We start from the raw sequence: 22117 nt of genomic DNA, 5'->3' as shown, positions 1-22117 counted from the left end.
TCATCTGACGCCACGAGTCCGCCCGCGCCCGACCTGAGCCATGGCTCAGCGTGGGACGCCGGTTCCGGACTTCGTGCGCTTGGCTTTTGCGCCCCGGCGCTCCCGCGTGGAGTCCGTCCGGGATGGCATGAACCCGATGTTCAGATGGAGGACGCCATGTCGTCTCTCTCCCGCACGGTGCTCCCGGCCTTCGCGCTTGCCGCCCTGATGGTCACCACTCAGGTCCGCACCGCCGTCGCCGAAGACGCCCATCACCCCGATGGCGCCACGACCACGCAGAACCAGTCCGCTCCGGCTCCAGCGCCCGGACCCCAGGCCCAGACCACCAAGCCTGGCGCGGCAGCCAATGCGCCGATGATCGGCCAGGGGATGGGCAGCGGGGCCATCGTCCAGCCCGGTGCCCAGCAACCGGGCGGCCAGCCCGGCATGATGATGAACATGGACCAGATGCGCTCGATGACGGGCCAGCAGGACGGCCCCTCCGGCATGATGTCCATGATGCGCCAGATGATGATGGGGCAGCAGGGTGCTATGGGCTTGCCCTTCGAACACGTCGAGGGCCGCATCGCGTTTCTGAAGGCCGAACTCAAGATCACGGACGCCCAGGCACAGCCGTGGATCGCCTTCGCCGACACCCTGCGAGCGAACGCTAGGGCCCATCAGGCGGTGCACGAGCAGATGACCAAAGGCGGCATGCCGTCTTCGTGGCCGGATCGCCTGACAATGCAGCAGAAGATGCTGGGCATGCGCCTTGATGCCGTGAAGGCCCTCGAGGCGGCCGCTAAGCCTCTCTACGCCGTGCTGACCGACGAGCAGAAGAAGCTCGCGGACAAGCTGCTCACCGGCCCCATGGGCATGATGTGAGGAGGCGGCCATGACGCACAACGAACACACTCATCACACCCCGGAACCGGAGGCGCGCACGCCCTGGTACCGGACCTGGACTGGCTTGGCTTGCCTCGGCGCGGCTGCCCTGGCGGCGGTGTACCTGTCGCTCTTCCACGTCAACCATGTGCTCGACGCGCTTCCGCTTCTCGTCCTGCTCCTGTGCCCGCTGATGCACCTGTTCATGCACGGCGGCCACGGGCATGGCGGCCACGGCGGGAACGGCGACGACGACCGACCGAACAAGGGAGGCTCGCCATGACGCACGAAGCCTCGGCCTATGGCCTGTGGGTGCTGGTCGCCCTCAACTCGGCCATCTTCATCATCTTCGCCTTCAGCTTCGGCAAGCCGCAGTCGCCCCGGGACTGGCGGTCCTTCGGGGCGTTCAGCGCCTTCATCGTGGCGCTGTTCACCGAGATGTACGGCTTTCCGCTGACCATCTACCTGCTCTCGGGCTGGCTCCAGACCCGCTACCCGGGCCTTGACCTGATGTCCCACGACGCCGGGCACCTCTGGTCGACCGTCTTCGGCCTGGAGGGCAACCCGCACTTCAACGTGCTGCACATCCTCAGCAACGTGCTGATCCTGGCGGGCTTCGTCCTGCTCTCGGCGGCCTGGAAGGTGCTTCACGCGGCGCAGAAGCAGCACCGGCTCGCCACGACGGGCGTGTACGCCCATGTCCGGCACCCGCAGTACATCGCCTTCATAGGCATCCTGTTCGGCTTCCTGCTCCAGTGGCCGACCGTCCTAACGTTGGCGATGTTCCCGCTGCTGATCCTGATGTACGTGCGGCTCGCCCGCTCCGAGGAACGCGATGCCCTCCAGGCGTTCGGCGCCGAATACGAGCGCTACGCGGCCGTCACGCCGGGCTGGATTCCGCGCCTTTCCTCTCACGGGCCGAACCACCCCAGAGTGGGAGGGTCGTTCGGTGCGTGATTTTGGTTTGAAGCTCATGAAGCAGGCGGCGGCAACGACCGTTGCCGTGTGCCTGCTGGCGCTCCCCGCCGGGGCGCAGACGTTGCGCGACGCCGTCGAGGGCGCTTGGCGGCTGAACCCCGAAGTCAGGAGTCTGGAGGCCCGGCGGGCCGTGGCCACCGCCCAGCGCGGCGCTGGAGAGTCGCTGGTTCCGGCCGCCCCGGCGGTCACGCTGCGGCACACCACCGACTACCTGAATCGGAATGTCGGGCGGCGCGAATACGAGGCCGAGCTCGGCGTTCCGCTCTGGCTGCCCGGTCAGGGTACGGCGACCGTCCGCGCCGCCGACGCGCTGCTGGCGCGCACCGACGCGGAGATCGCTGCCCGCCAGCTAACGATTGCCGGGGAGGTCCGGACCGCCCTGTGGCAGGTCGCGCTCGCCGAGCGGCGCGCCGAACTGGCCCGCCAGCGTCTCAAGGTCGCCCGCCAGCTCGAGGCGGACACTCAACGGACCGCCCGGGCCGGGGAGACCTCGGAGGCCGACTACCAACTGGCCCGCGCCGAGGCGCTCTCTGTTGCCACGGATCTCCGCGACGAGGAACTGGCTCTCAACGAGGCCCGTCAGGCGTTCCGCACGCTGACCGGCATGGCGCCCCCGAAGGCGGCACCAGAGCCGGACATCGGCCAACCGCCGCTTGAACAGCACCCGTCGCTGCTGGCGGCGCAGCTGGGCATCCGCTCGGCTCAGGCCCAGCGCCAGCTGGTGGACCTGACGACCCGCGACAACCCGGAGGTCGGGCTAATGGCCCGCCGCGAGCGCGACGCCCGGGGAGAGCGGTATGACACGATCATGGGTGTCTCGGTCCGAATTCCGTTCTCGGTCGACGCGGTGAACGCGCCCAAGCGTGCTGAGGCGATGAGCGAGGTCGTTCGCGCCGAAGCCGAGCAGGCCAACGTGGCCCGCACGGTCGAGTCCGACATCCAGCAAGCCCGGCTGGCTCACCAGGCCGCGACCGAGCGCCTGGCGATCGCCCGTGACCGCGCCGCCGCTCTTAAAGCGCGGTTGTCCAACGTCGAGCGGGCCCGCAGAGCGGGCGAGATCAGCCTCGTTGAGTACGTGCGCGCCCAGGAAGCGGCTTTTGAGGCCGACCTCGCCCGCGCCACCGCGGAAGTCCAGGTCGGCGCCGCCCGTGCCCGCCTGAATCAGTCCCTTGGAGTTCTGCCATGATCACCCGACGCCTTCTCGCCGCGGCCGCGATTGCCACCGCGAGCCTCATCGCGCCGGTCGCCGCCCCGGTCCTCGCCCATGAGGGTCACGCGCACGGTGGTGAGGAACCGAAGCCGGTCGTCACGACGGCCGCGCCCACCTTGGAGACGATGTCGGCGGACTTCCAGCTGGTGGTGGTCGCCCAGGGCAAGGCGCTGCTGGTCTATCTGGACCGCTCCGCCACCAACGAGCCCGTGAACAGCGCCACCGTTGAGGTGAGCGCCGAGGGCGAGACCGCCACCGCATCGGCGGTGCCCGGCGAGGAGGGCGTCTACCGCCTTCAGGCCGGGTGGCTGTCGAAACCGGGGCCGCATGAGCTGACCGTTTCGATCACCGCCACCGATACAGCCGACCTGCTGATCGGTACCCTGGACATTCCTGAGGGCGCGACCGACGCGCAGGTCATGGGGAGCAATGGCGGCGTAGCCGACCTGCTCGGGCGGGTCCGGCAGGACAACGGCCTCATGCTTGGTGCCGTGATGGCCTTCCTGCTCGGCGTGCTGACGACCGTCGCCCTGACCCAGCGTGGGCGCACGCGGACGGTCGCGGGTGCCGCCCTGATCGGGGTGGGCCTGTTGCTGGCCAGCGGGGCCGCGTTTGCGCACGGCGACGAGGACCACAGCCAGGACAACAAGGGCAAGGCACCAGCCGCGAGCGCCCCCACGACCGCTCCTGTGGCGGCAACGGGTGCGTCAGAGAGCCCGCGCCGCCTGCCAGACGGCAGCCTGTACGTGCCGAAGCCGTCGCAACGCCTGCTGTCGATCCGCACCACCGTCGCCAAGCCGCAGGAGGCCGCACAGACGGTGCAGCTGATCGGGCAGATCGCCGCCGACCCGAACGGTGGCGGCCACATCCAGGCCACGCAGACCGGGCGCATCGAGCCGGGAGACAAGGGTTTGCCCTATGTCGGTCAGCGGGTCGAGGCCGGGCAAATCCTGGCCTACGTGGCTCCGGCTGTGACCTCGGTGGAGCGCAGCGGCCTTCAGCAGCAGATCGCCAGCGTCGAGCAGGAACTCGCCATTGCCCAGGCGCGGGTCGAGCGCCTTCGCAAACTCACGGGCAGCGTGCCGCAACGCGACATCGACGAGGCTGAAGCAACACTGAATGGCCTGCGCAGGCAGCGTGCAGCCTTGTCACCCGCGCTCACCACCAGGGAGGCCCTGAAGGCCCCCATCTCCGGCGTCGTCACGGCGAACAACGTCAAGGTCGGGCAGGTCGTCGAAGGGCGCGACCAGGTACTGTTCGAGATCGTCGACCCGTCCCGGCTGATGGTCGAGGCGGTGGCCTTCGACCCCCGCGTGGCCAACAGCGTTCACGGCGCGACGGCCACCACCGCTGACGGCGTCACCCTGACGCTGGAGCACCTTGGCCACAGCCTAGCGCTGCGCCAGCAAGCCATCCCACTGCTCTTCCAGATCAACAACCCGCCCCAGGGCCTGAGCGTCGGCCAGCCGGTCCGCATCGTCGCGCAGATCCAGGGCACGATGTCCGGCATCGTCCTCCCGCGCCAGAGCGTGGTGCGGGGGCCGAACGGTCAGCCGCTGGTTTGGCAACACGAGTCCCCCCAGCGGTTCGTCGCCCGGCCGGTGCGCATGCAGCCGGTCGACGGCAGCACGGTGCTGGTGTCGGCGGGCATCGAGCCTGAAGCGCGCATCGTGACCGACGGCGCCGGTCTTCTCAACCAGGTCCGGTGAGGCGGCGATGTTCAACTTCCTTGTCAACACCAGTCTGCGCAACCGGCTCTTCGTCCTCGCCGCCGCCGCGATCCTGGTCGTCTACGGCTCCTTCGTGCTGAAGGACCTGCCCATCGACGTCTTCCCCGACCTGAACAAGCCGACCGTCACCTTGATGACCGAGGCCGAGGGCTTGGCGCCCGAAGAGGTCGAGCAGCTGGTCACCTTCCCGCTCGAGACCTCGATGAACGGCATGCCGGGCATCACCCGCGTGAGGTCGGTGTCCGGCGTCGGCCTTAGCATCGTCTTCGTCGAGTTCGACTGGGGCACCGACATCTACCGCAACCGCCAGCAGGTCGCCGAACGCCTCGCTATCGTCCAGGGGCAGTTGCCCCCGAACGTCCGGCCGCAGATGGGCCCGATCTCCTCCATCATGGGCGAGATCATGCTCATCGCCATGTCGGGCGACGATACATCGGGCAAGGCTGTCAGCCCAATGCAGGTGCGCGAGATCGCGGACTGGGTGGTGCGGCCCCGCCTGCTCGCCATCCCCGGCGTCAGCCAGGTCATCCCTATCGGCGGCGAAATCAAGCAGTACCGCATCGCCCCCGACCCGGCACGCATGCACGACCTCGAGGTCACGACCGACGAGCTCGCGCAGGCGCTCCGGCAATTCTCGGCCAACACCGGCGGTGGCTTCATCGACCAGCACACCGAGGAGTACCTGATCCGCAACATCGGCCGCACCACCCGGCTGGACGACCTGCGCAACCTGGTCGTCGCCTACAAGGCGGCACAGCCCATCCTGCTCCATCAGGTCGCGGCGGTGGACTTCGCCGCCCGCGTAAAGCGGGGCGACGCGGGCGTCAATGGGAAGCCCGCCGTCATCCTGTCCGTCCAGAAGCAGCCCGGTGCCGACACCACCAAGCTGACGGCCGAAGTTGAGAAGGCGTTGGCGGACCTGACGCAGTTCCTGCCGAAGGGCGTGCACGCCGACGAGATCCTGTTCAAGCAGGCCAACTTCATCCAAACCTCGATCGGCAACGTGGAGAAGGTTCTGATGGAGGCGGTGGCGGTGGTCGCCGTCATCCTGTTCCTGTTTCTGCTGAACGTCCGGACGACGTTCATCTCGCTGACCGCCATCCCGATCTCGATCCTGATCACCGTTCTGGTGTTCAAGGCGTTCGGGATGTCGATCAACACAATGACGCTGGGCGGCCTCGCCATCGCCATCGGCGAGCTGGTGGACGACGCCGTGGTGGACGTGGAGAACATCTACCGGCGCTTGGGCGAGAACCGCCGGGCGGGCAACCCGCGGCCCATCCTGGAGGTGGTGGCGGCCGCCTCGCAGGAGGTGCGCTCGGGCATCGTGTACGCCACCATCATCATCATCCTGGTGTTCGTGCCGCTGTTCGCCCTGACCGGCATCGAGGGGCGGCTCTTCGCGCCGCTGGGCGTGGCCTACATTGTCTCCATCCTCGCCAGCCTCGTCACCGCGATCACCGTCACGCCGGTGCTGTCCTACTATCTGCTGCCGCGCCTGAAGCGGTTGGAGGAGCACGACAGCTGGCTGGTGCGGCGGCTCAAGGCGGGCAATGCCCGGCTGTTGGGCTGGGCCTTCGCCAACCCGCGCACGCTGTTCGCCGCCGTTGGCGCTGCCGTTGTCATTGCCGCGGCGACGGTGCCGAGCCTGCCGCGCGCCTTCCTGCCGCCCTTCAACGAAGGCACGCTGACCATCTCCATGGTCCTGAACCCCGGCATTTCACTGGCCGAGGCCAACCGGGTCGGTCAGGCCGCCGAGAAGCTCATCATGAAGGTGCCGGAGGTGAAGTCGGTCGGCCGCCGCACCGGGCGTGCCGAACTGGACGAACACGCCGAGGGCGTGCATTCGAGCGAGATTGACGTGGATCTGGCGCCGTCGAACCGCAGCCGTGCCGAGGTGCTGGCCGACGTGCGCGCCCGGCTGGCGGCCCTGCCGGTGTCGGTGAACATCGGCCAGCCGATCTCGCACCGGCTCGACCACATGCTGTCCGGCGTCCGCGCCCAGATCGCGCTCAAGGTTTACGGCGAGGACCTGGACACCCTGCGCAGCCTGGCCGGGCAGCTCCAGCAGAAGCTCGCGGGCGTGCCCGGGCTGGTCGATCTCCAGATCGAGAAGCAGGTCCGCATCCCGCAGGTGCAGGTGGTGGTGGACTACGAGCGCGCCGCGATGTTCGGCGTCACCCCGGCCATGGCGACCGAGGCACTGGAGAGCCTGTCCAACGGCCGCGTGGTGTCGGAGATCGTGGACGGCACCCGGCGCTTCGACGTGGTGCTGCGCCTGTCCGACGAGGACCGCACCACGAGCGGTCTGGCGAACCTGCTCGTCGAGACCCCGGCGGGCCGGGTGCCGCTCAGCATGTTCGCCTCGGTCGAGGAGACCGACGGGCCCAACCAGATCCTGCGCGAGAACGGCAAGCGGCGCATCGTCATCCTCGGCAACTCCGACGGCAAGACCGACATGGCGCAGATCGTCGCGGGCATCCGCAACGTGGTCGCCACATCGCAGCTGCCGTCTGGCTACTTCACCAGCCTGGAGGGCACCTTCCAGGCCCAGGAGGAGGCGTCCAAGACCATCGCCGCCCTGTCGATGGTGTCTTTGGCGATGATCTTCCTGGTGCTCTACAGCCGGTACCGCTCGGCCGTGCTGACGCTCATCATCATGGGCAACGTGCCGCTGGCCCTCATCGGCAGCGTCGCCGCGCTGTGGATCGCCGGGCAGCCGCTGTCGGTGGCCTCGATGATCGGCTTCATCACGCTGACCGGCATCTCGACCCGGAACGGCATCCTGAAGATCAGCCACTACATCAACCTGGTCCTTCACGAGGGCGAAGCCTTCGGCAAGGCTATGGTCATCCGGGGCAGCCAAGAGCGGCTGACGCCGGTGCTGATGACCGCGCTGTCGGCGGGCGTGGCCCTGGTGCCGCTGATGATCGGCGCCGACGCGCCGGGCAAGGAGATCCTGCACCCGGTCGCCGTCACCATCTTCGGCGGCCTGGTCAGCGCCACCCTGCTCGACACGGTCCTGACCCCGGTCCTCTTCCTCAAGCTCGGCGAGAAGCCGCTCAACCGCTTGGTCGAAGCCCAGGCCGGTTCGCTGCGTCCGGCCGAGGCCTACTGATCCACCCTTTCACCATGTGCAATCCAGAAGGAAAACTCACCGTGAAGTTCTCAACGCTCGTCCTCGCCGCCGCCCTCTTCGCTGCTCCGGCCACAGCCTTCGCCGACGGCCCGAAGATCGGCCCCAACGGCGGCCAGCGGACCGACGCCGGTCCGTACCACACCGAGCTCGTGCTCAAGGGCAACGACGTCGTGCTGTACGTGACCGACGGCGCCGACAAGCCGGTGGACGTGACCGGCGCCAAGGCCGAGGCGACCATCCTGGCGAACAAGCAGACCCAGAAGGTCGCACTCGAGCCCGCGGGCGGCAACACCCTCAAGGGGCAGGCGAACCTCGGCGGTGCGCATGACAGCGTAAAGGTGGTCACCGCGTTGACCATGCCTGGGCAGAAGCCCGTCCAGGCCCGCTTCGAAATGGGCCATGGGGGTCACTGAGGCAGCCGAAGAAGGAGCGCGGCCCCATGAGTGGCATGTGGACAGCCCCGAACACCTGGCTATCAGCGATGCGCCGGTATCTGGCGGTGACCGCGGCCGGTAACTTGGTCTGGGAGTTTGCCCACATGCCGCTCTACACGCTGTGGCGCACCGGAACACCGGGCGAGATCGCCTTCGCGGCCATCCACTGCACCGGCGGCGACCTGCTGATCGCTACGGGGGCGCTCCTCTTGGCCCTGTTCGCCTTCGGATCCCCGGCTTGGCCGCACCAACGGTTCCGACCGGTGGCGGCCGGGGCGGTGGCGGTGGGCGTCGGCTACACGGTGTTCAGCGAGTGGCTGAACATCGAGGTTCGCCAGACGTGGGCTTACTCGGATCTCATGCCAACCTTGCCCTGGCTGGGAACCGGTCTGTCGCCTCTGGCGCAGTGGCTGGTCATTCCCCCCCTCGCCTTCTGGTCGGCGCGTCCGCGCGCCACCGCGAACGGCATCCCTTCCCTACACGACCTTCAGCACGGAGATGCGCGATGAGCGCCAAGAAGAAGCTGGCCCTGATGACCGCAGCAGCCCTTGTGCTTGGCGCGACGCTTGTCGGGCCTGTTCATGCTGCGGAGACCCTGAAGCTGTCCGAGGTGTCGCACCTGCACGGGATCGCGGTGGACCCGGCGGACCCGTCGCGCCTGTATCTCGCCACGCACCATGGAGTGTGGGTGACCAACCCGGACGGCACGGCGACGCGGGTGTCCGACAACCGTTCCGACTACATGGGCTTCACGCCGAATCCGGCGCAGCCCGGCGCCTTCTTCGCCAGCGGTCACCCGGAGAGGGGCGGCAACCTGGGCGTCCTGGTCTCGACCGACGGAGCGAAGACCTGGAAGCAAATCTCCGCGGGCGTGAACGGGCCGGTGGACTTCCATTCCATGGACGTCAGCCCGGCCGACTCAAAGGTCCTGTACGGACACTATGGCAGCATCCAGGTCAGCCGCGACGGCGGCAAGACCTGGGAGGTGACCGGCAAGCCGCCCGCCGACATGTTTGATTTGGCCGCGTCCTCGAAGGACCCGAACACCGTGTACGGCGCCACGCGCGCCGGGTTGCTGGTGAGCCGCGACGCGGGCAAGACCTGGCAGGCCGCCTACATCGTGCAGCGCCCGGCGACCATGGTCGTGACCACGAAGGACGGCACCGCCTACGCCTTCCAGGTCGGCACTGGCCTGCTCAAGACCATCGAGCCGAGCATGGCATGGCAGCCGGTCAGCAACGGCTTCGGAGACGCGGTTCTGCTGCATCTCGCGGTGGATCCGACGAACCCCGAGCGGCTTTACGCCGTGACCGACAAGAGCGCCATTCTGGCCAGCCAGGACGGCGGGAAGACTTGGAAGCCGCTCCAGTCTTAGCCCCCCGCAAGGACCGGTTACCATGTATGTCGTCCGCCTCGACGAGCGCCAACGCCGTCGCCATAAGCTCCGCAACGTGGTCCAGTCCACCCTTCTGGTGGGGGGTCTGGGACTGCTCGCGGCGGCCATCGGCTGGCTGCTCGTCGGGCCGGTAGGCATCCTCTGGGTGGCCGTCCTCGTTGGCGTGACGCTGGCGTTCAGCCCTTCCATCTCGCCACGGGCCATCCTGCGCCTGTACGGAGCCCGCCGCCTCAGCCGTTACGAGCTTCCGGAGCTCCATGAGGTCATGGCCATGCTGGCCCGGCGGGCCGGGCTGCCCAGTGTCCCCGAACTGCACTACCTGGCGACCTCGGCCCCGAACGCCTTCGCCGTTGGCTCAACGAAGGGCAGCGTTATCGTCCTGACCGATGGCCTGCTTCGGGTGATGGATCTGCGCGAGCTCGCCGGGATCCTGGCGCACGAGGTCAGCCACGTACGGAACCACGACCTCTGGACCATGGGGCTGGCCGACATCATCAGCCGGATCACGGGCGCTATGGCAACGGCTGGCGGCTTCCTGCTGCTCATGAGCCTGCCGCTGATGCTGGAGGAACACGGAAGCACCCATTGGCCGCTGATCGCGCTGCTCCTGGTGGCGCCCACGATCAACACGCTCATTCAACTCCGGCTGTCGCGCACGCGGGAGTTCGACGCTGATCTCGACGCCGCAGGCCTCACTGGAGACCCGGCCGGGTTGGCCTCGGCCCTGGCGAAGCTCCAGCAATACGATCCGGGCTTCTGGGAACGCATCCTCCTTCCCGGTCGACGGAACCCGCACCCGTCCGTGCTGCGCACCCATCCCGACACCGATGAGCGCATCCAACGGCTTCTGTCGCTTGAGCAGATCGCGCCCATGCAGCCGGTTTTTGGACCGCGCAACGTGGTGTTGCCCGCCCATCTCGCTCCGCCTGGCCATCGCCCCCGCTGGCGCGTGTCCGGCCTTTGGTACTGAGGATGCCCATGAACGTCTCCCTGCACTGGAGGATCATCAGGGCGCTCGGCTTGGCCGCTGTGCTGCTGTCCGCTGTCCTTGGGACCTTGGCATACGTCTACGAGCTCCACAGGGTCGAGGACCGCCTCGTTGATCTCTCGATGCGGGAAGCAGGCACCCTGCTCGACTCGATTGGCTACGGGGGGTTCTCAAGGACGGGCAACGACCTGGAACGTGACCTCACTCAGCTCCTGGCCGAACGGCGTCACTTCCGTGATGGCCATTTCATCGCCGCACGGCTTCTGGACGCTTCTGGCCGAACACTCCTCTCCGCCGTGGATCCAGCTTACCAAGCTGCCGGACTCGATGCCTTACGAGCACCTTCAGACGCGCCCGCCGGAGAACGTGCTGTTCACCGCATCATCCGCTCCGGCGCGGCGACGTATGTCCAGACCATCGCCCCGATCAGCGGTGCCGACGGGGTGATGCGATACCTGGCGGGCCTGTTCGAGTTGAGCCCTGCCGTTGCCTCCGAGCTACGGGCGCAGATCCTCAAGACCATCGGCATCGCCGTCGTGGCGGTCCTGCTCACCGCGCTGGTCCTCTATCCCGTCGTGATCAGGCTGGACGGCAGCCTGGCCCGCCGTTCGCAGGAACTGCTCAGGGCCAACATCGACATCCTCGATGTCCTCGGCGGAGCCGTTGCCAAGCGCGACAGCGACACGCACGCCCACAATTACCGGGTCACGCTCTACGCCACCCGGCTGGCGGAAGCCATCGGGTTTCCACGGTCCGGAATGGCGGCGCTGATCAAGGGCGCGTTTCTCCACGACGTCGGCAAGATCGGCATCGCGGATGCCATTCTGCTGAAGCCCGGCCGCCTGACCGACGACGAATTCGAGACGATGAAGCTGCATGTTCGGCACGGCTTGGAGATCGTAGACGAGGTGCCCTGGCTGGAGGACGCCGTCGCCGTCATCGGGGGGCATCATGAGAAATGGGACGGCAGCGGCTACCCGCGTGGTTTGGCCGGTGAAGGAATCCCACTGGCGGCACGGATTTTTGCGATCGTTGACGTCTTTGACGCTCTGACATCACGGCGCCCCTATAAGGAGCCGATCCCGGTCGAGCGTGCCGTCGCCATCCTTGAGGAAGGCCGTGGTCAGCATTTCGATCCCCACCTGCTGGACGCCTTCCTGAAAATCTGCCGATCGCTGCACGCAGAACTTGCCATCGACGATGAGAGCCGCCTGCGTGCTGCGGCCAATGCCACAACATCGCGGTACCTGACGGCCTGATCGGGATGGAGAAGAAGTGACGCCGAAGATGAGGATTGTAATGGGCTTGGCCCTGGGAGCCGCGGTTGCGGTGGCTGGCGTGCTGTTCCTCACGACGCCGAAACATACGGCTGATCCCACCAACGCTCGCCAAGTGGCTCTGGGAGAAGGCATCTACGGTGTTCATTGCGCGTCGTGCCACGGTGCGCGGCTCGAGGGCCAGCCGGATTGGCAAAGCCGCAAGCCAAACGGCCGGATGCCAGCGCCGCCACACGACGCCTCCGGGCACACGTGGCACCACCCCGACGCCGACCTCGCCAAGATCACCAAGCAGGGCATCACCGCGTTCGCTCCGCCCGGCTACGAGAGCGACATGCCCGCCTTCGGCGATGTGCTGGGCGACGCCGAGATCTGGGCGGTGCTCGCCTTTATTAAGAGCTCCTGGCCCGAGGAAACCCGTCGCCGACATGCCGCCATGAGCGATCGCGCAAAGAAGTAACGAGCGGGTGCGGGCAGCCCGTTTGCGGCGCTTGACCTTCCAGCGATTGGAAGGTGGAGCCTTGGTTCCATGAACGCCAGTGCACGCCAATGCCGGGAGGCGCGAACGAGCGCCATGGCACCGGCGCCGGGCATGCGAAGGGAGATGCGAACATGAACGACCAGCACGGCGGCCACGCGCACCACCATGGTCATCATCATCATGGCGGGCACGATCACCACGCCGAACGCGGCGACCACGCCAAGGTGAAGGACCCGGTCTGCGGCATGATGGTCGATCCCGAGAGAACCGAGCATCACGCCGACCACGGCGGCCAGACCTTCCACTTCTGTTCGATGCGGTGCCACGACAAGTTCGTCGCGTCCCCGGAGCAGTACCTGACCCCCGAGGCCGCGCCCGCGGCACTCGAGAACGCCGGTCAGGCTTCACCGCAGAAGGGCATCATCTATACCTGCCCGATGCACCCGGAGATCCGGCAGGAGGGTCCAGGCAACTGCCCCATCTGCGGCATGGCCCTGGAACCGGTCGGCGCTACCCTGGAGGAGGGCCCGAATCCCGAGCTCGTCGACATGACGCGGCGGTTCTGGATTGGCTTGGTCCTGAGCGTGCCTCTCCTGGTGCTGGAGATGGGCAGCCACATCCCAGGGCTCGGCATCCATGACCTCGTGCCGCCTCGCGTTTCCGTCTGGGTGCAGTTCCTGCTGGGCACACCGGTCGTGCTGTGGGCGGGCTGGCCCCTGCTGGAGCGGGGATGGCGCTCGTTCATGAACCGCAGCCTGAACATGTTCTCGCTGATCGCCTTGGGCGTCGGTGTGGCCTACGTGTTCAGCTTGGTCGCCACCGTCCTGCCGGGCATCTTCCCCCCCGCCTTCCGCGGCATGGATGGCGTGGTGGCCGTCTATTACGAGGCGGCCGCCGTCATCACCGTGCTGGTGCTGCTGGGACAGGTGCTCGAGCTGCGCGCCCGCGAGCAGACCGGTGGCGCCATCCGGGCGCTGCTGAACCTGGCGCCGAAGACGGCGCGTCGCATCCGCGCCGACGGCGAGGATGAGGAGATTTCGCTCGACCAGGTCCATGTCGGGGACCAGCTGCGGGTGCGGCCCGGAGAGGGCGTGCCGACCGATGGTGAGGTGCTCGAAGGCCGCAGCGCCGTGGACGAGTCGATGGTCACCGGCGAAAGCATGCCGGTTGAGAAGGAACCCGGCGCCAAGGTGATCGGCGGCACCATCAACCAAACCGGGGCTCTGGTGATGCGGGCCGAGAAGGTCGGCTCGGACACCATGCTGTCGCGCATCGTGACCATGGTCGCCGAGGCGCAGCGCAGCCGGGCTCCCATCCAGCGCATGGCCGACGTGGTCTCTGGCTACTTCGTCCCGGCGGTCATCGTCGTTGCGCTCCTGGCCTTCGTTGCGTGGATGGTCTGGGGACCACACCCCGCGTTCTCGTACGCGCTGATTGCCGCGGTGTCGGTGCTCATCATCGCGTGCCCGTGTGCGCTTGGGCTGGCAACGCCGATGTCGATCATGGTTGGTGTCGGCAAGGGCGCCCAGGCGGGCGTGCTTATCAAGAACGCCGAAGCGCTCGAACACATGGAGAAGGTTGACACGCTCGTCGTGGACAAGACCGGCACCTTGACCGAGGGCAAGCCACGTGTGACCGGCGTCGAGGTGGCCTCCGGCTTCGACGTGAACACCGTTCTGTCGCTCGCCGCCGCCATCGAACGGTCGAGCGAACATCCCCTCGCGGCCGCCATCGTCGCTGCGGCCCGCGAGGCGAACCTGCCGCTCGCCAAAGTATCCGATTTCGCCTCCGTCACGGGCAAAGGCGTCACCGGCCTTGTCGAAGGAAGGCGCGTCGCACTCGGCAACCGGCCGCTCATGGAGCAGGAAGGAGTATCGGCCTCCGATCTGGAACGGTTGGCTGAACCGCACCGCCGCGAGGGCGCCACAGCGCTCTTCGTCGCGGTTGAAGGCAAGCCTGCGGGTGTCGTCGCCGTTGCGGACCCGGTGAAGACGACGACCCCGCAGGCTCTGGAGACGCTCCGGGCGGACGGCATCCGCATCGTGATGCTGACTGGCGACAACCGGACCACGGCCGAGGCGGTGGCGCGCAAGCTGGGCATCGGCGAGATCGAAGCCGAGGTGCTGCCGGACCAGAAGCACCAGATCGTCCGCAGGCTGAAGTCCGAAGGACGTGTGGTGGCGATGGCGGGCGACGGCGTGAACGATGCCCCGGCGCTGGCCGAGGCTGACGTCGGCATCGCCATGGGAACCGGGACTGACGTGGCGATTCAGAGCGCGGGCGTCACCCTGGTGAAGGGCGACTTGGCAGGCATTGCCCGAGCGCGGACGCTCAGCCGGGCGACCATGGGAAACATTCGGCAAAACCTGTTTCTCGCCTTCGTCTACAACGTGCTCGGCGTGCCGGTCGCAGCGGGCGTCTTTTACCCACTCTTCGGCTGGACGCTGTCCCCCATCATTGCGGCCGCGGCCATGGCCTTGAGTTCGGTTTCGGTGATCGGCAACGCGCTGCGGCTGCGATGGACCCGGCTGTGAACGGGCGGAGGACGTCATGAGTGACCTCACCGGCTTCGGCGGTCTGTTCCTCACCGCGTTCCTGGCGGCGACGGTGCTCCCAGCGCAGTCGGAGTTTGTGCTGGCGGGCCTGCATCTCACGGACGATTACGGCCGCTGGTGGCTCGTGGCCGTGGCGACCGCCGGGAACGTGCTGGGCTCGACGGTGAACTGGGCGCTTGGCCGCTACATCGAGCACTTCAAGGGGCGTCGATGGTTCCCGATCAAGCAGCCCGTCATCGACCGGGCTGAAGGGTGGTACCAGCGGTGGGGCGTGTGGTCCTTGCTGCTGGCCTGGGCTCCGGTGATCGGCGATCCGCTGACGCTGATCGCCGGGATGCTTCGCACTAGCCTCTGGATCTTCCTGCCGCTGGTCACCTTTGGAAAGGCCGCCCGGTACGTCACGGTGGTGGTCGCGATCTGAGCGGCTGGTCACCGTGGATGACGGCAGCGGCCTGTCGTGTAAATGAGACAGCAATGCGAGACGTATGCGGAGGCCGCTCAAAGCAACCACAGGATGTGCCTTTGAAGTGGTGATTGCCCTTGGTGGCCTTGCTGCGCCCCAGCAGGCCTCGCTCTACGGCAGGTTGGCCAACTCGTCGAGCAGGTGCTGGTACTCACCTGGCGGCAGCGCCCGCTTGTCCTCCGTCATCCGGCGCAGAGCCGCGATGCCGGTGGCCGTGAACACGGCTTTGAGCCAGTGAGATCCATCATCGTCCAGCGCCACCAGACCGCGATCGAGCATGCTCTGCACGGCGGCAGGGGGCTTCGGCTTGCCTTTGTTGGGGCCGGTCGCCCATCGCCTCACGAGAATGCCATCGTGGAGCGAGCGCGCGCTGCTGAGCCGAAGCATGAACTCACGCCGGATCAGCTCGCGCTCCTTCGGTGTGAACTCAGGGTCGTTGTTCATCACGGTGTCCAGGAATGCGGAGGCAACGGCTTTACCGCACCGCAGGACGCTTGGGAAGAGATCCATCAAGGCAACGCCATCAGAGTCGGCAATGGTGGCCTACGTGGAGCGTTTCGGCGAGCGTTGGGTCGCTTCTGAGGCTGACGACGCCTCCGAGGACACCGACGCCTGAGCCACCTCTTCAACATCCTTTCGTAACCCGGCCCTCCGCACAATAGGCCAAGGCCGCCGCACCGCGGCCGCTACCGGTCGGAGGACGCCATGGCGTGGGGGCACAGGTTGACGCAGCGCGGACGCCCGCGCAGACGCCGCAGCCGGGCCAACTGGTTCAGGGCACCTCCATCGGCGGCATCATGCTGCTGGCGATGATCGCCGTCGCCTAGGTCTTCGCGTGCACTGTCCTGTGCTGCGGCCCCCTGCCCTCCTGCGCCAAGGGGACGTGGTCGCCGATTGGGAATCCGAGGTCGCTCGACATCCTGGACGGTCAAGCGCAGCAGGGCCGCGAGGGCGCGGGCCCCAGCGCATTGGCAAGGAGGTCGATCGGCTGGACGCGCTGGAACTCAAGCGAGCGCGGCGCGCGACCGCGAAACAACGGAGAACGGGATGGCCACAGTTCCGCCGCGGCGCCCCTTTGGTGCCGTCATCCTGCCGCGAACGCTCGTTTCCGCGGCGCCCGCCAGCGCCGTTCCGGACGCGACGGCGCCGTCGGTGCCCCCCGAGCCGCCCAGAGCCCCGCGCGAGTGGCCGGATGAGCTTGGTTCGCCACCGTCGGCCGACCCGCTTGTGCGCGAGCGCGCCTATGAGCTGGTCGGCCTGCTCGCGCGCACGGTCGCCATGGCCCGCGCCGAGGGCGAGCGCAAGATGGGATTCCTCGACCTCATGCGCCGCGCCGCCCGCGAGGGCCTGCTGATCGAGCCGCGCTTCAAGAGCGGCAAACCGACCCATGTGAACGGCCTCGTCTACCGGACCTGCTCCGTGTCGGCGAGCGGCAGCGAACTCGGCCAAGTGCGCGTCGAAGGCAAGGTGGTGGCGTTCAAATACCGGGACTTGGCGGCGTTCGGGGTGCGGCCGCTCCAGCCCGAGGAGGCCGACCAAGCCCAGGCGATCGTCACCGACTTCGAGGCCGAATGCGTCCGCCGCGCCGTGTCCGAGCGCAGGATCGACTACGGCGAGGCCGAGGCCGAATACCGTTGGATGCCGCGCTACGGTCGCCAGGGCAAAGAGGACGCCCTCGACCAGGTCCGTCTGGACGCCGTCTGGGTCGAGGAAAGCAGGCCGCTGCGCTTCACCGTCTTACGCCGCCACTACGACGGCCCGCTGGCGACCACGATGACCGCGGGCGGGCGCCGCGCGCTGAACATTCCGCGCGGCGCTGGCAAGCTCCAACAGCCCAACAGCAATCCTGCGGAGTTCCCGGAGGCCACCATCGAGCGCGCGCAGGACAACCCTCGTTGGACGCTGTTCGACGCCCGTCCAGTCGCGCTCGAGAACAGCGTGGAGGCCTTGGCCGAGTGCATGAGCACGCAGATCCGCCCCGACGAGCTCATCATCACGGGCGCGCCGATCGACCCGCGGAACGCCACGGCCGTGCACCGCTTCAGCAGCGATTTCCGTGGCCAGACACCGGTGTTCCGGGCACAGACCTCGACGTTCTTCTTCGCCGACGTAGACGGATGGACGGCGCCGAATGGGCTGGATGTGATCGCCGACCGGGCGGAGGTCGCACGGCGCTATGCCGACGAGCTCCTGCACCCTGCCTTTCGCGGCGTTGACCTCTTCGTGCAGCTGTCCGCCAGCGCGGGCTTGCACGCTGTCGGGCAGAAGGTGGTGCCCGATCCGACGCCGGGCGACCCGAACCGCGCCAGAACCATCAAATACTACCGCCTCATGTCGGCGGACGAGCGGTGCGGTGGCGCGGCCAAGCTGCACATCGCCTGCTGCCTGAGCCGCCCGCTCGACGACGGTCAGCGCAAGCTGCTGATGCAGTACGTGCAAGCCGTGAAGGGCTTGAGCATCCGCCAGGGCGCGCCGGACACCGCGCTGGCCCAGTGCGTTCAACAGCATTACGTGCACGTTGACTGGCGCGGCATGCCCGACCCGTACGCCGCCGAGCGCAACACCCTCGTGCGCAGGGAGCGCCGCGTGGTGGATGTCGACGCGATCGACTGGTCCGAGGTCCAGCGCGTCGTCGCTGCCTGGGAGTGCCAGGGCAAGGTGGCCGAGGCCGCGTTCGAGCGCCAGCAGATCCAGGCTGCCGGGGATGCCCGGTATGACGGCGCGGTGGGCGCGGTGCGCCGCCATCTCCTGCTCGCGGGCGACGGCGCGGCGCCGAACGGCGCGATGCTGCAAGGGTTCCGCAGGCCGATGATCGCCGCTATCGCCACCGGCGTCCGGGTCGGTCTGAGCCGCGACACCGTGCGCGGCCTGGTCGACGAGGCGTTGACATCCGCTCCGGGGGCGCACGACCGCGAGGGCGACATCGCCGACTACCTGTCGAAGTTCGACCGGGAATGGGAAGCCGCCGAGCGCAAGTTCGGCAACGGCGCCAACCATCGCGACGACTACGCCAGCCATGCTGGCGGCGAGGATGTGGAGGATGCCTCACTCGATCGCATCGAGGCCGCCGCGGCCGCGTTCGGCCGTTCCATCCTTGCCGCGGTCCGCCCCGCCGCGGTGCCGCCCGGGCGCCGCCCCTTCGGCGCCGTCGCACCGCGCCCGCCGCGCGCGCCCGGGCAGGACGTCTGACCGGGCAGCGCGCCTCCGGTGTCACCCTCTCCCGCGCAGGGAGCCAGCAGGACGCGCTGTGCGCGTCAAGGTCCGCTCACTGGCAGGTCAACATCCGGGTGGCAGCGTCGTAGACGCACGACTGAATTGTCGGCGTGCCAGCAGCGCTGTTCAGGTGCCGGACGTCGTACACCGTGCCGTAGACATCCGCGATCTGCGCCTCGAACTCCACGCCCTCGAACGTGAGGGTGCAGGTTGTTAGCGATTGCAGCGTCGCCGTGGTGCGGTCCAGCAACTCCTGGAACCCACTCATGTCCTGCTGCTTTGGCGGCAGCGCTATGGCGTATTGCAACGGCTTCACGTTGGTCCAGGTCGTAAAAATCTCTTTTCGGGTTTGTTGGGCGGAGCACTTGATCACGTGAGCTTGAGGCACCCCCGTGGAGGTGAAGGACGCCACCGCGAGCACGGTGAGCTCGTCAGGCTGCGGCAACTTGGATACAACGTCCCAGACGCGGTCGATCAGCGGCACCGCACTGTCCCGCTCGATGTCCTTCAGCACCTCTTCGAAATAGTCGTCGACCACGTTTGGCTGCCCCGCCAGCGCGAGGGCGCCCAGCGTCCCGAAATCACGGACCTTGGTCACATCGGTCGCGACCCTGGTGCGCCGGTTGAATGACTTGCGCTCGACCGCCATGAACACCGACGGGCCATCGCGGCGCAGCAGAATGTAGGTCATTTCTCTCCTCGACCGGCGACATCAACACGGCCGCGACCGTAAACGTAGCCGTTGGCGGCGTCATCCCTTCTTGCCTGATGCGGGTCAAGAATCCATCCAGGGACGCGGCTCCTCGGGACGGGCCACCCGGGTTCTGAAAAGCGCCGTGGACACCGTCCGGCGCGAACCGCCGCAGCAGGCGGTCGACTATGACATCTCCTGCCTCCCAACCCCTGAGGCCCGCAGCGCGTTCATGGAGCCCATCTTCACCACGGCGCTCGAGCGGCACCTGCCTAAGGGCTTTAAGCTGCACAGCGTCCCGCCCTTCGCACCGGGCCAGATGGGCAACGGCGGCGTGCGCGGCCATGGAGATGGAATCCACCGACAAGGTCTGGGAGTGCTCGATCGACCTCGCTTGGCACTCGCAGAGAGGCCTCAGCCAGTTGCCCGCCCCACCCCGTCCGTCAAGCCGCTCTGGACAACGGCGGAGCCGCTTCCGGGCACCCCGGTCCTCCAGATCCCCGGTGCGGCCGTGCAGGTGGCGCAAAGGCCATGACGCCGCGGTCCGCTGAGATGAAAGCAGTCCCCGACCAGGAATGGTCGATCCCCGTTGGTCGTCGGGATGGCCGCATCGGGACCGGGGTGCGCACGCACGGGCCGTGGCGGGCGGCGCCGGATCCGCGCGCCCGCGGTGGCCATCCGCACACCCGGGGCGTCGCTTGCTTTCGCTCGGCACGCCGGTGGGCGACCATGCTCCGAACCTTCGGCCAATATGCACAATTAGAGTTCATATTCGCCGCGCCATGGGATGGAGGCTGGTCGATCAGGGGCCCGGCGTGCCCCCGGGCGATGATGCGGCGGCGCCCCGACGGCGCCCACCGTTCCGACAGCGTGTCGGCGTGCCACGTGGCACGCCACGGCAGCGGAGCTGTCCAAAGCCGCCGACGGCGCGGCGTCATGGTGACGGCGCCAGCGTGCGCGGCGGCGGGCGTGGTGGTCTCGGGCCCCGCCGGAGCGGCCGTTTCCATGGTGCCGATGTCCTCGACGCTGCCGACGCTCCCGATCGCGCCGCCACACCTGGTGGCGTCTTCGGCCGCGCCGTCCACGACGGCCGACATCGTGGCTTCGGAGGGCGCGGTCGTCCTGGCGGGCTTCGCCTTTGCGGCGGCGGCTCGTCCGTCAATATCCAGCGAGTACCCGCGAGCCCAGACGGTGGTGATCAGGTTGCCGAGCCCCGCCGCCTTCAGCTTCTTGCGCAGCTTGCAGACAAAGACATCGACGATCTTCAGGTCCTCACCCTCTCGGTCATCGTCCAGGCGCGGATCGCCGTACAGGCACGAGATGGCGTAGGCCTTCATGATCGGAGCCCCCGCGTGGCGGGCCAGGAGCTCCAGCAGTGCGAACTCGCGCGCTGACAGGTCCAGCGACTGGCCGTTGGCGAGGACCCGCTTGGCGTCGTAGTCGACGGTGAGGGGGCCGATCTCGAGCAGATGGTCGGGCGCGCCCGCGACGCGGCGGCACACCGCCAGCACCGTGGCCTCGATCTCGTCGAGCTCGGCCGACGCCGACAGGACCGCCGCCGCGCCATCCTCAAGCAGGCGGGCGGTCTCGCCGACGCTGCCCAGCACAATCAGCGCGCCCGCACCGTCGTGGCGGCTTAGGGCCTTCACGCCCTCGCACGCCTTCTCGGGGGCGAGCAGGACAGTGACGTCGTACCGGTAGGCGCGCACCCGGGCGCGCAGATCGTCTAGGTCGCACTGGCCGTACTCCCCGGTCGCCGTTTCGACGATGTGATCGCGGCCGCGCAAGGCGGAGGCCAGCGCATTAACGGCCCGGTTGGCTCGGAGGGGAGCGGTGCTGGCGACGAGAATCTTCATGGTGGCGCCCTCCCCTATCAGGCGGCCTTAGCCGCCAAGGCGGCCGAGGTGTTGTCCAAGGCGATGCGGTACCCGACGCCACCATCACCGACGCTGTCCGTGATCAGCACGGCTTCGCCGCTGACACCAGCGGCTCCGAGCTTCTGGCGGATCTTGAAGACGTAGACATCGAGGACCTTGCAGCCCTCGGGCGCGCTGTTCGGGCGGCCGACATACACCTCGTTGTGCAGAGCCCGCTTGCGCAGCGCGCGTCCGCCCGCCTTGATGAGTGCGGCGACGACCGCGCATTCCGTGGCGGTCAGCCCGATCTCCTCGCCGTCAACCAGAAAGCCGCGCCCGGGCAGGAACTCGATCCCAAACGCCAAGCGGACGTTGCGGATGCGCGGGCGCATGCGACGGCTCAGCGCCGTCAGCAGCGCGGGCAGGTCGGCCGAGGAACGCGCGATGCCGTCGGCTCCCGCGCGCAATAGCTGCGCCGAGGCGGCGCTGGTGATGACGCCGCCGGTGGGAAGCGCCAGCGCCCCGACTTGGCGGGTGGCCGCGGTCGTGCGCAACACCCGTATGGCTTCCAGGGATTCGGTGGCGGACATGGCGAGCACGACGGCGTAGGCCTCGGCCGCCCGCGCGGTCATCGTCTTCTTCGTCGCGGTCTTGACCGCGTGGCCAGCCCCGCCCAACGCGGCGCGGATAGCCTCTACGGGGGCGGCGGCCGCGCCCGTTATCACCGTGATGTCCATAGCGAACCCCAGAAAAACGACCAGACCCAGAAACCACCGAGCGGTCCCCACCGCTCGAGCGCGACCCCCATCGCACAAGGATAAGTTACCTTGGCAAAGCGTAAA

The 22117-nt window shown here is 68.0% G+C and carries 19 protein-coding genes; 15 read left to right on the top strand and 4 right to left on the bottom strand.

The annotated features are described in order from the left end of the window. Window positions 1–156: 156 nt before the first annotated feature. The 14 genes from DS843_RS16160 to DS843_RS16095 all read left to right on the top strand — a co-directional run bounded on the left by DS843_RS16160 (window position 157) and on the right by DS843_RS16095 (window position 15473). Complete coding sequence (locus tag DS843_RS16160) at window positions 157–864, top strand: Spy/CpxP family protein refolding chaperone (RefSeq protein ID WP_167525335.1); 708 nt, start codon at window positions 157–159, stop codon at window positions 862–864. 10 nt (window positions 865–874) lie between these two features. After that, window positions 875–1147, top strand: coding sequence for a DUF2933 domain-containing protein (locus tag DS843_RS16155; RefSeq protein ID WP_149469913.1), 273 nt, complete (start codon window positions 875–877; stop codon window positions 1145–1147). Continuing rightward, window positions 1144–1821 (top strand): methyltransferase family protein, encoded by a 678-nt coding sequence (locus tag DS843_RS16150; RefSeq protein ID WP_149469912.1) that lies wholly within the window; start codon window positions 1144–1146, stop codon window positions 1819–1821. Before DS843_RS16155 ends, DS843_RS16150 begins: the two co-directional genes overlap by 4 nt. Continuing rightward, window positions 1814–3028 carry a TolC family protein gene (locus DS843_RS16145; RefSeq protein ID WP_167525334.1) on the top strand — a complete coding sequence of 405 codons (1215 nt, stop codon included), beginning with the start codon at window positions 1814–1816 and terminating at the stop codon, window positions 3026–3028. The genes DS843_RS16150 and DS843_RS16145 overlap by 8 nt, the downstream gene beginning before the upstream one ends. Continuing rightward, window positions 3025–4761, top strand: coding sequence for an efflux RND transporter periplasmic adaptor subunit (locus DS843_RS16140; protein WP_149469910.1), 1737 nt, complete (start codon window positions 3025–3027; stop codon window positions 4759–4761). Before DS843_RS16145 ends, DS843_RS16140 begins: the two co-directional genes overlap by 4 nt. Before the next feature lie 7 nt (window positions 4762–4768). Then, window positions 4769–7900 carry an efflux RND transporter permease subunit gene (locus DS843_RS16135; protein ID WP_149469909.1) on the top strand — a complete coding sequence of 1044 codons (3132 nt, stop codon included), beginning with the start codon at window positions 4769–4771 and terminating at the stop codon, window positions 7898–7900. Window positions 7901–7941: 41 nt separating this feature from the next. Next, window positions 7942–8334, top strand: a complete 393-nt coding sequence (locus tag DS843_RS16130) for a hypothetical protein (protein WP_149469908.1) — start codon at window positions 7942–7944, stop codon at window positions 8332–8334. A 125-nt stretch (window positions 8335–8459) separates the two neighbouring features. Then, entirely contained in the window at window positions 8460–8864 is a 405-nt protein-coding gene (locus tag DS843_RS16125; protein ID WP_208852255.1) for a hypothetical protein, read from the top strand. Then, entirely contained in the window at window positions 8861–9730 is an 870-nt protein-coding gene (locus DS843_RS16120; protein ID WP_149469906.1) for a WD40/YVTN/BNR-like repeat-containing protein, read from the top strand. Before DS843_RS16125 ends, DS843_RS16120 begins: the two co-directional genes overlap by 4 nt. Window positions 9731–9752: 22 nt before the next feature. After that, the gene (locus DS843_RS16115; protein ID WP_149469905.1) at window positions 9753–10721 is read left to right on the top strand and encodes a zinc metalloprotease HtpX; all 969 of its coding nucleotides are present in this window, start codon (window positions 9753–9755) and stop codon (window positions 10719–10721) included. Window positions 10722–10729: 8 nt separating this feature from the next. Further along, a complete protein-coding gene (locus DS843_RS31780) occupies window positions 10730–11998 on the top strand; it encodes an HD-GYP domain-containing protein (protein WP_167525333.1) in 1269 nt (422 codons plus the stop codon). A gap of 40 nt (window positions 11999–12038) precedes the next feature. Beyond that, on the top strand, window positions 12039–12476 hold the full coding sequence (locus DS843_RS16105) for a c-type cytochrome (RefSeq protein WP_286192131.1): 438 nt from the start codon (window positions 12039–12041) through the stop codon (window positions 12474–12476). A gap of 152 nt (window positions 12477–12628) precedes the next feature. Then, on the top strand, window positions 12629–15031 hold the full coding sequence (locus DS843_RS16100; RefSeq protein ID WP_149469903.1) for a heavy metal translocating P-type ATPase: 2403 nt from the start codon (window positions 12629–12631) through the stop codon (window positions 15029–15031). Between the two features lie 16 nt (window positions 15032–15047). Further along, on the top strand, window positions 15048–15473 hold the full coding sequence (locus DS843_RS16095) for a YqaA family protein (RefSeq protein WP_149469902.1): 426 nt from the start codon (window positions 15048–15050) through the stop codon (window positions 15471–15473). 153 nt (window positions 15474–15626) lie between these two features. On the opposite strand, the gene DS843_RS16090 is transcribed toward DS843_RS16095, so the two are convergent. Then, the gene (locus DS843_RS16090; RefSeq protein WP_149469901.1) at window positions 15627–15959 is read right to left on the bottom strand and encodes a hypothetical protein; all 333 of its coding nucleotides are present in this window, start codon (window positions 15957–15959) and stop codon (window positions 15627–15629) included. Between the two features lie 603 nt (window positions 15960–16562). Here DS843_RS16090 and DS843_RS16085 point away from each other — a divergent pair. Next, the gene (locus DS843_RS16085; RefSeq protein ID WP_149469900.1) at window positions 16563–18704 is read left to right on the top strand and encodes a hypothetical protein; all 2142 of its coding nucleotides are present in this window, start codon (window positions 16563–16565) and stop codon (window positions 18702–18704) included. 76 nt (window positions 18705–18780) lie between these two features. Here the strand turns inward: DS843_RS16085 and DS843_RS16080 are convergent, their stop codons facing one another. From DS843_RS16080 to DS843_RS16070, 3 genes are all read right to left on the bottom strand, one after another. Next, window positions 18781–19419 (bottom strand): hypothetical protein, encoded by a 639-nt coding sequence (locus tag DS843_RS16080; protein ID WP_149164732.1) that lies wholly within the window; start codon window positions 19417–19419, stop codon window positions 18781–18783. A gap of 443 nt (window positions 19420–19862) precedes the next feature. After that, on the bottom strand, window positions 19863–21275 hold the full coding sequence (locus DS843_RS16075; protein WP_149469899.1) for a winged helix-turn-helix transcriptional regulator: 1413 nt from the start codon (window positions 21273–21275) through the stop codon (window positions 19863–19865). A gap of 17 nt (window positions 21276–21292) precedes the next feature. After that, complete coding sequence (locus tag DS843_RS16070; RefSeq protein WP_149164734.1) at window positions 21293–22012, bottom strand: winged helix-turn-helix domain-containing protein; 720 nt, start codon at window positions 22010–22012, stop codon at window positions 21293–21295. Window positions 22013–22117: the final 105 nt, after the last annotated feature.

Origin of the sequence: Roseomonas genomospecies 6 (assembly GCF_008365375.1) — a bacterium.
Taxonomy (GTDB): domain Bacteria; phylum Pseudomonadota; class Alphaproteobacteria; order Azospirillales; family Azospirillaceae; genus Azospirillum.
This window is presented reverse-complemented; position numbering and strand designations above follow the sequence as displayed.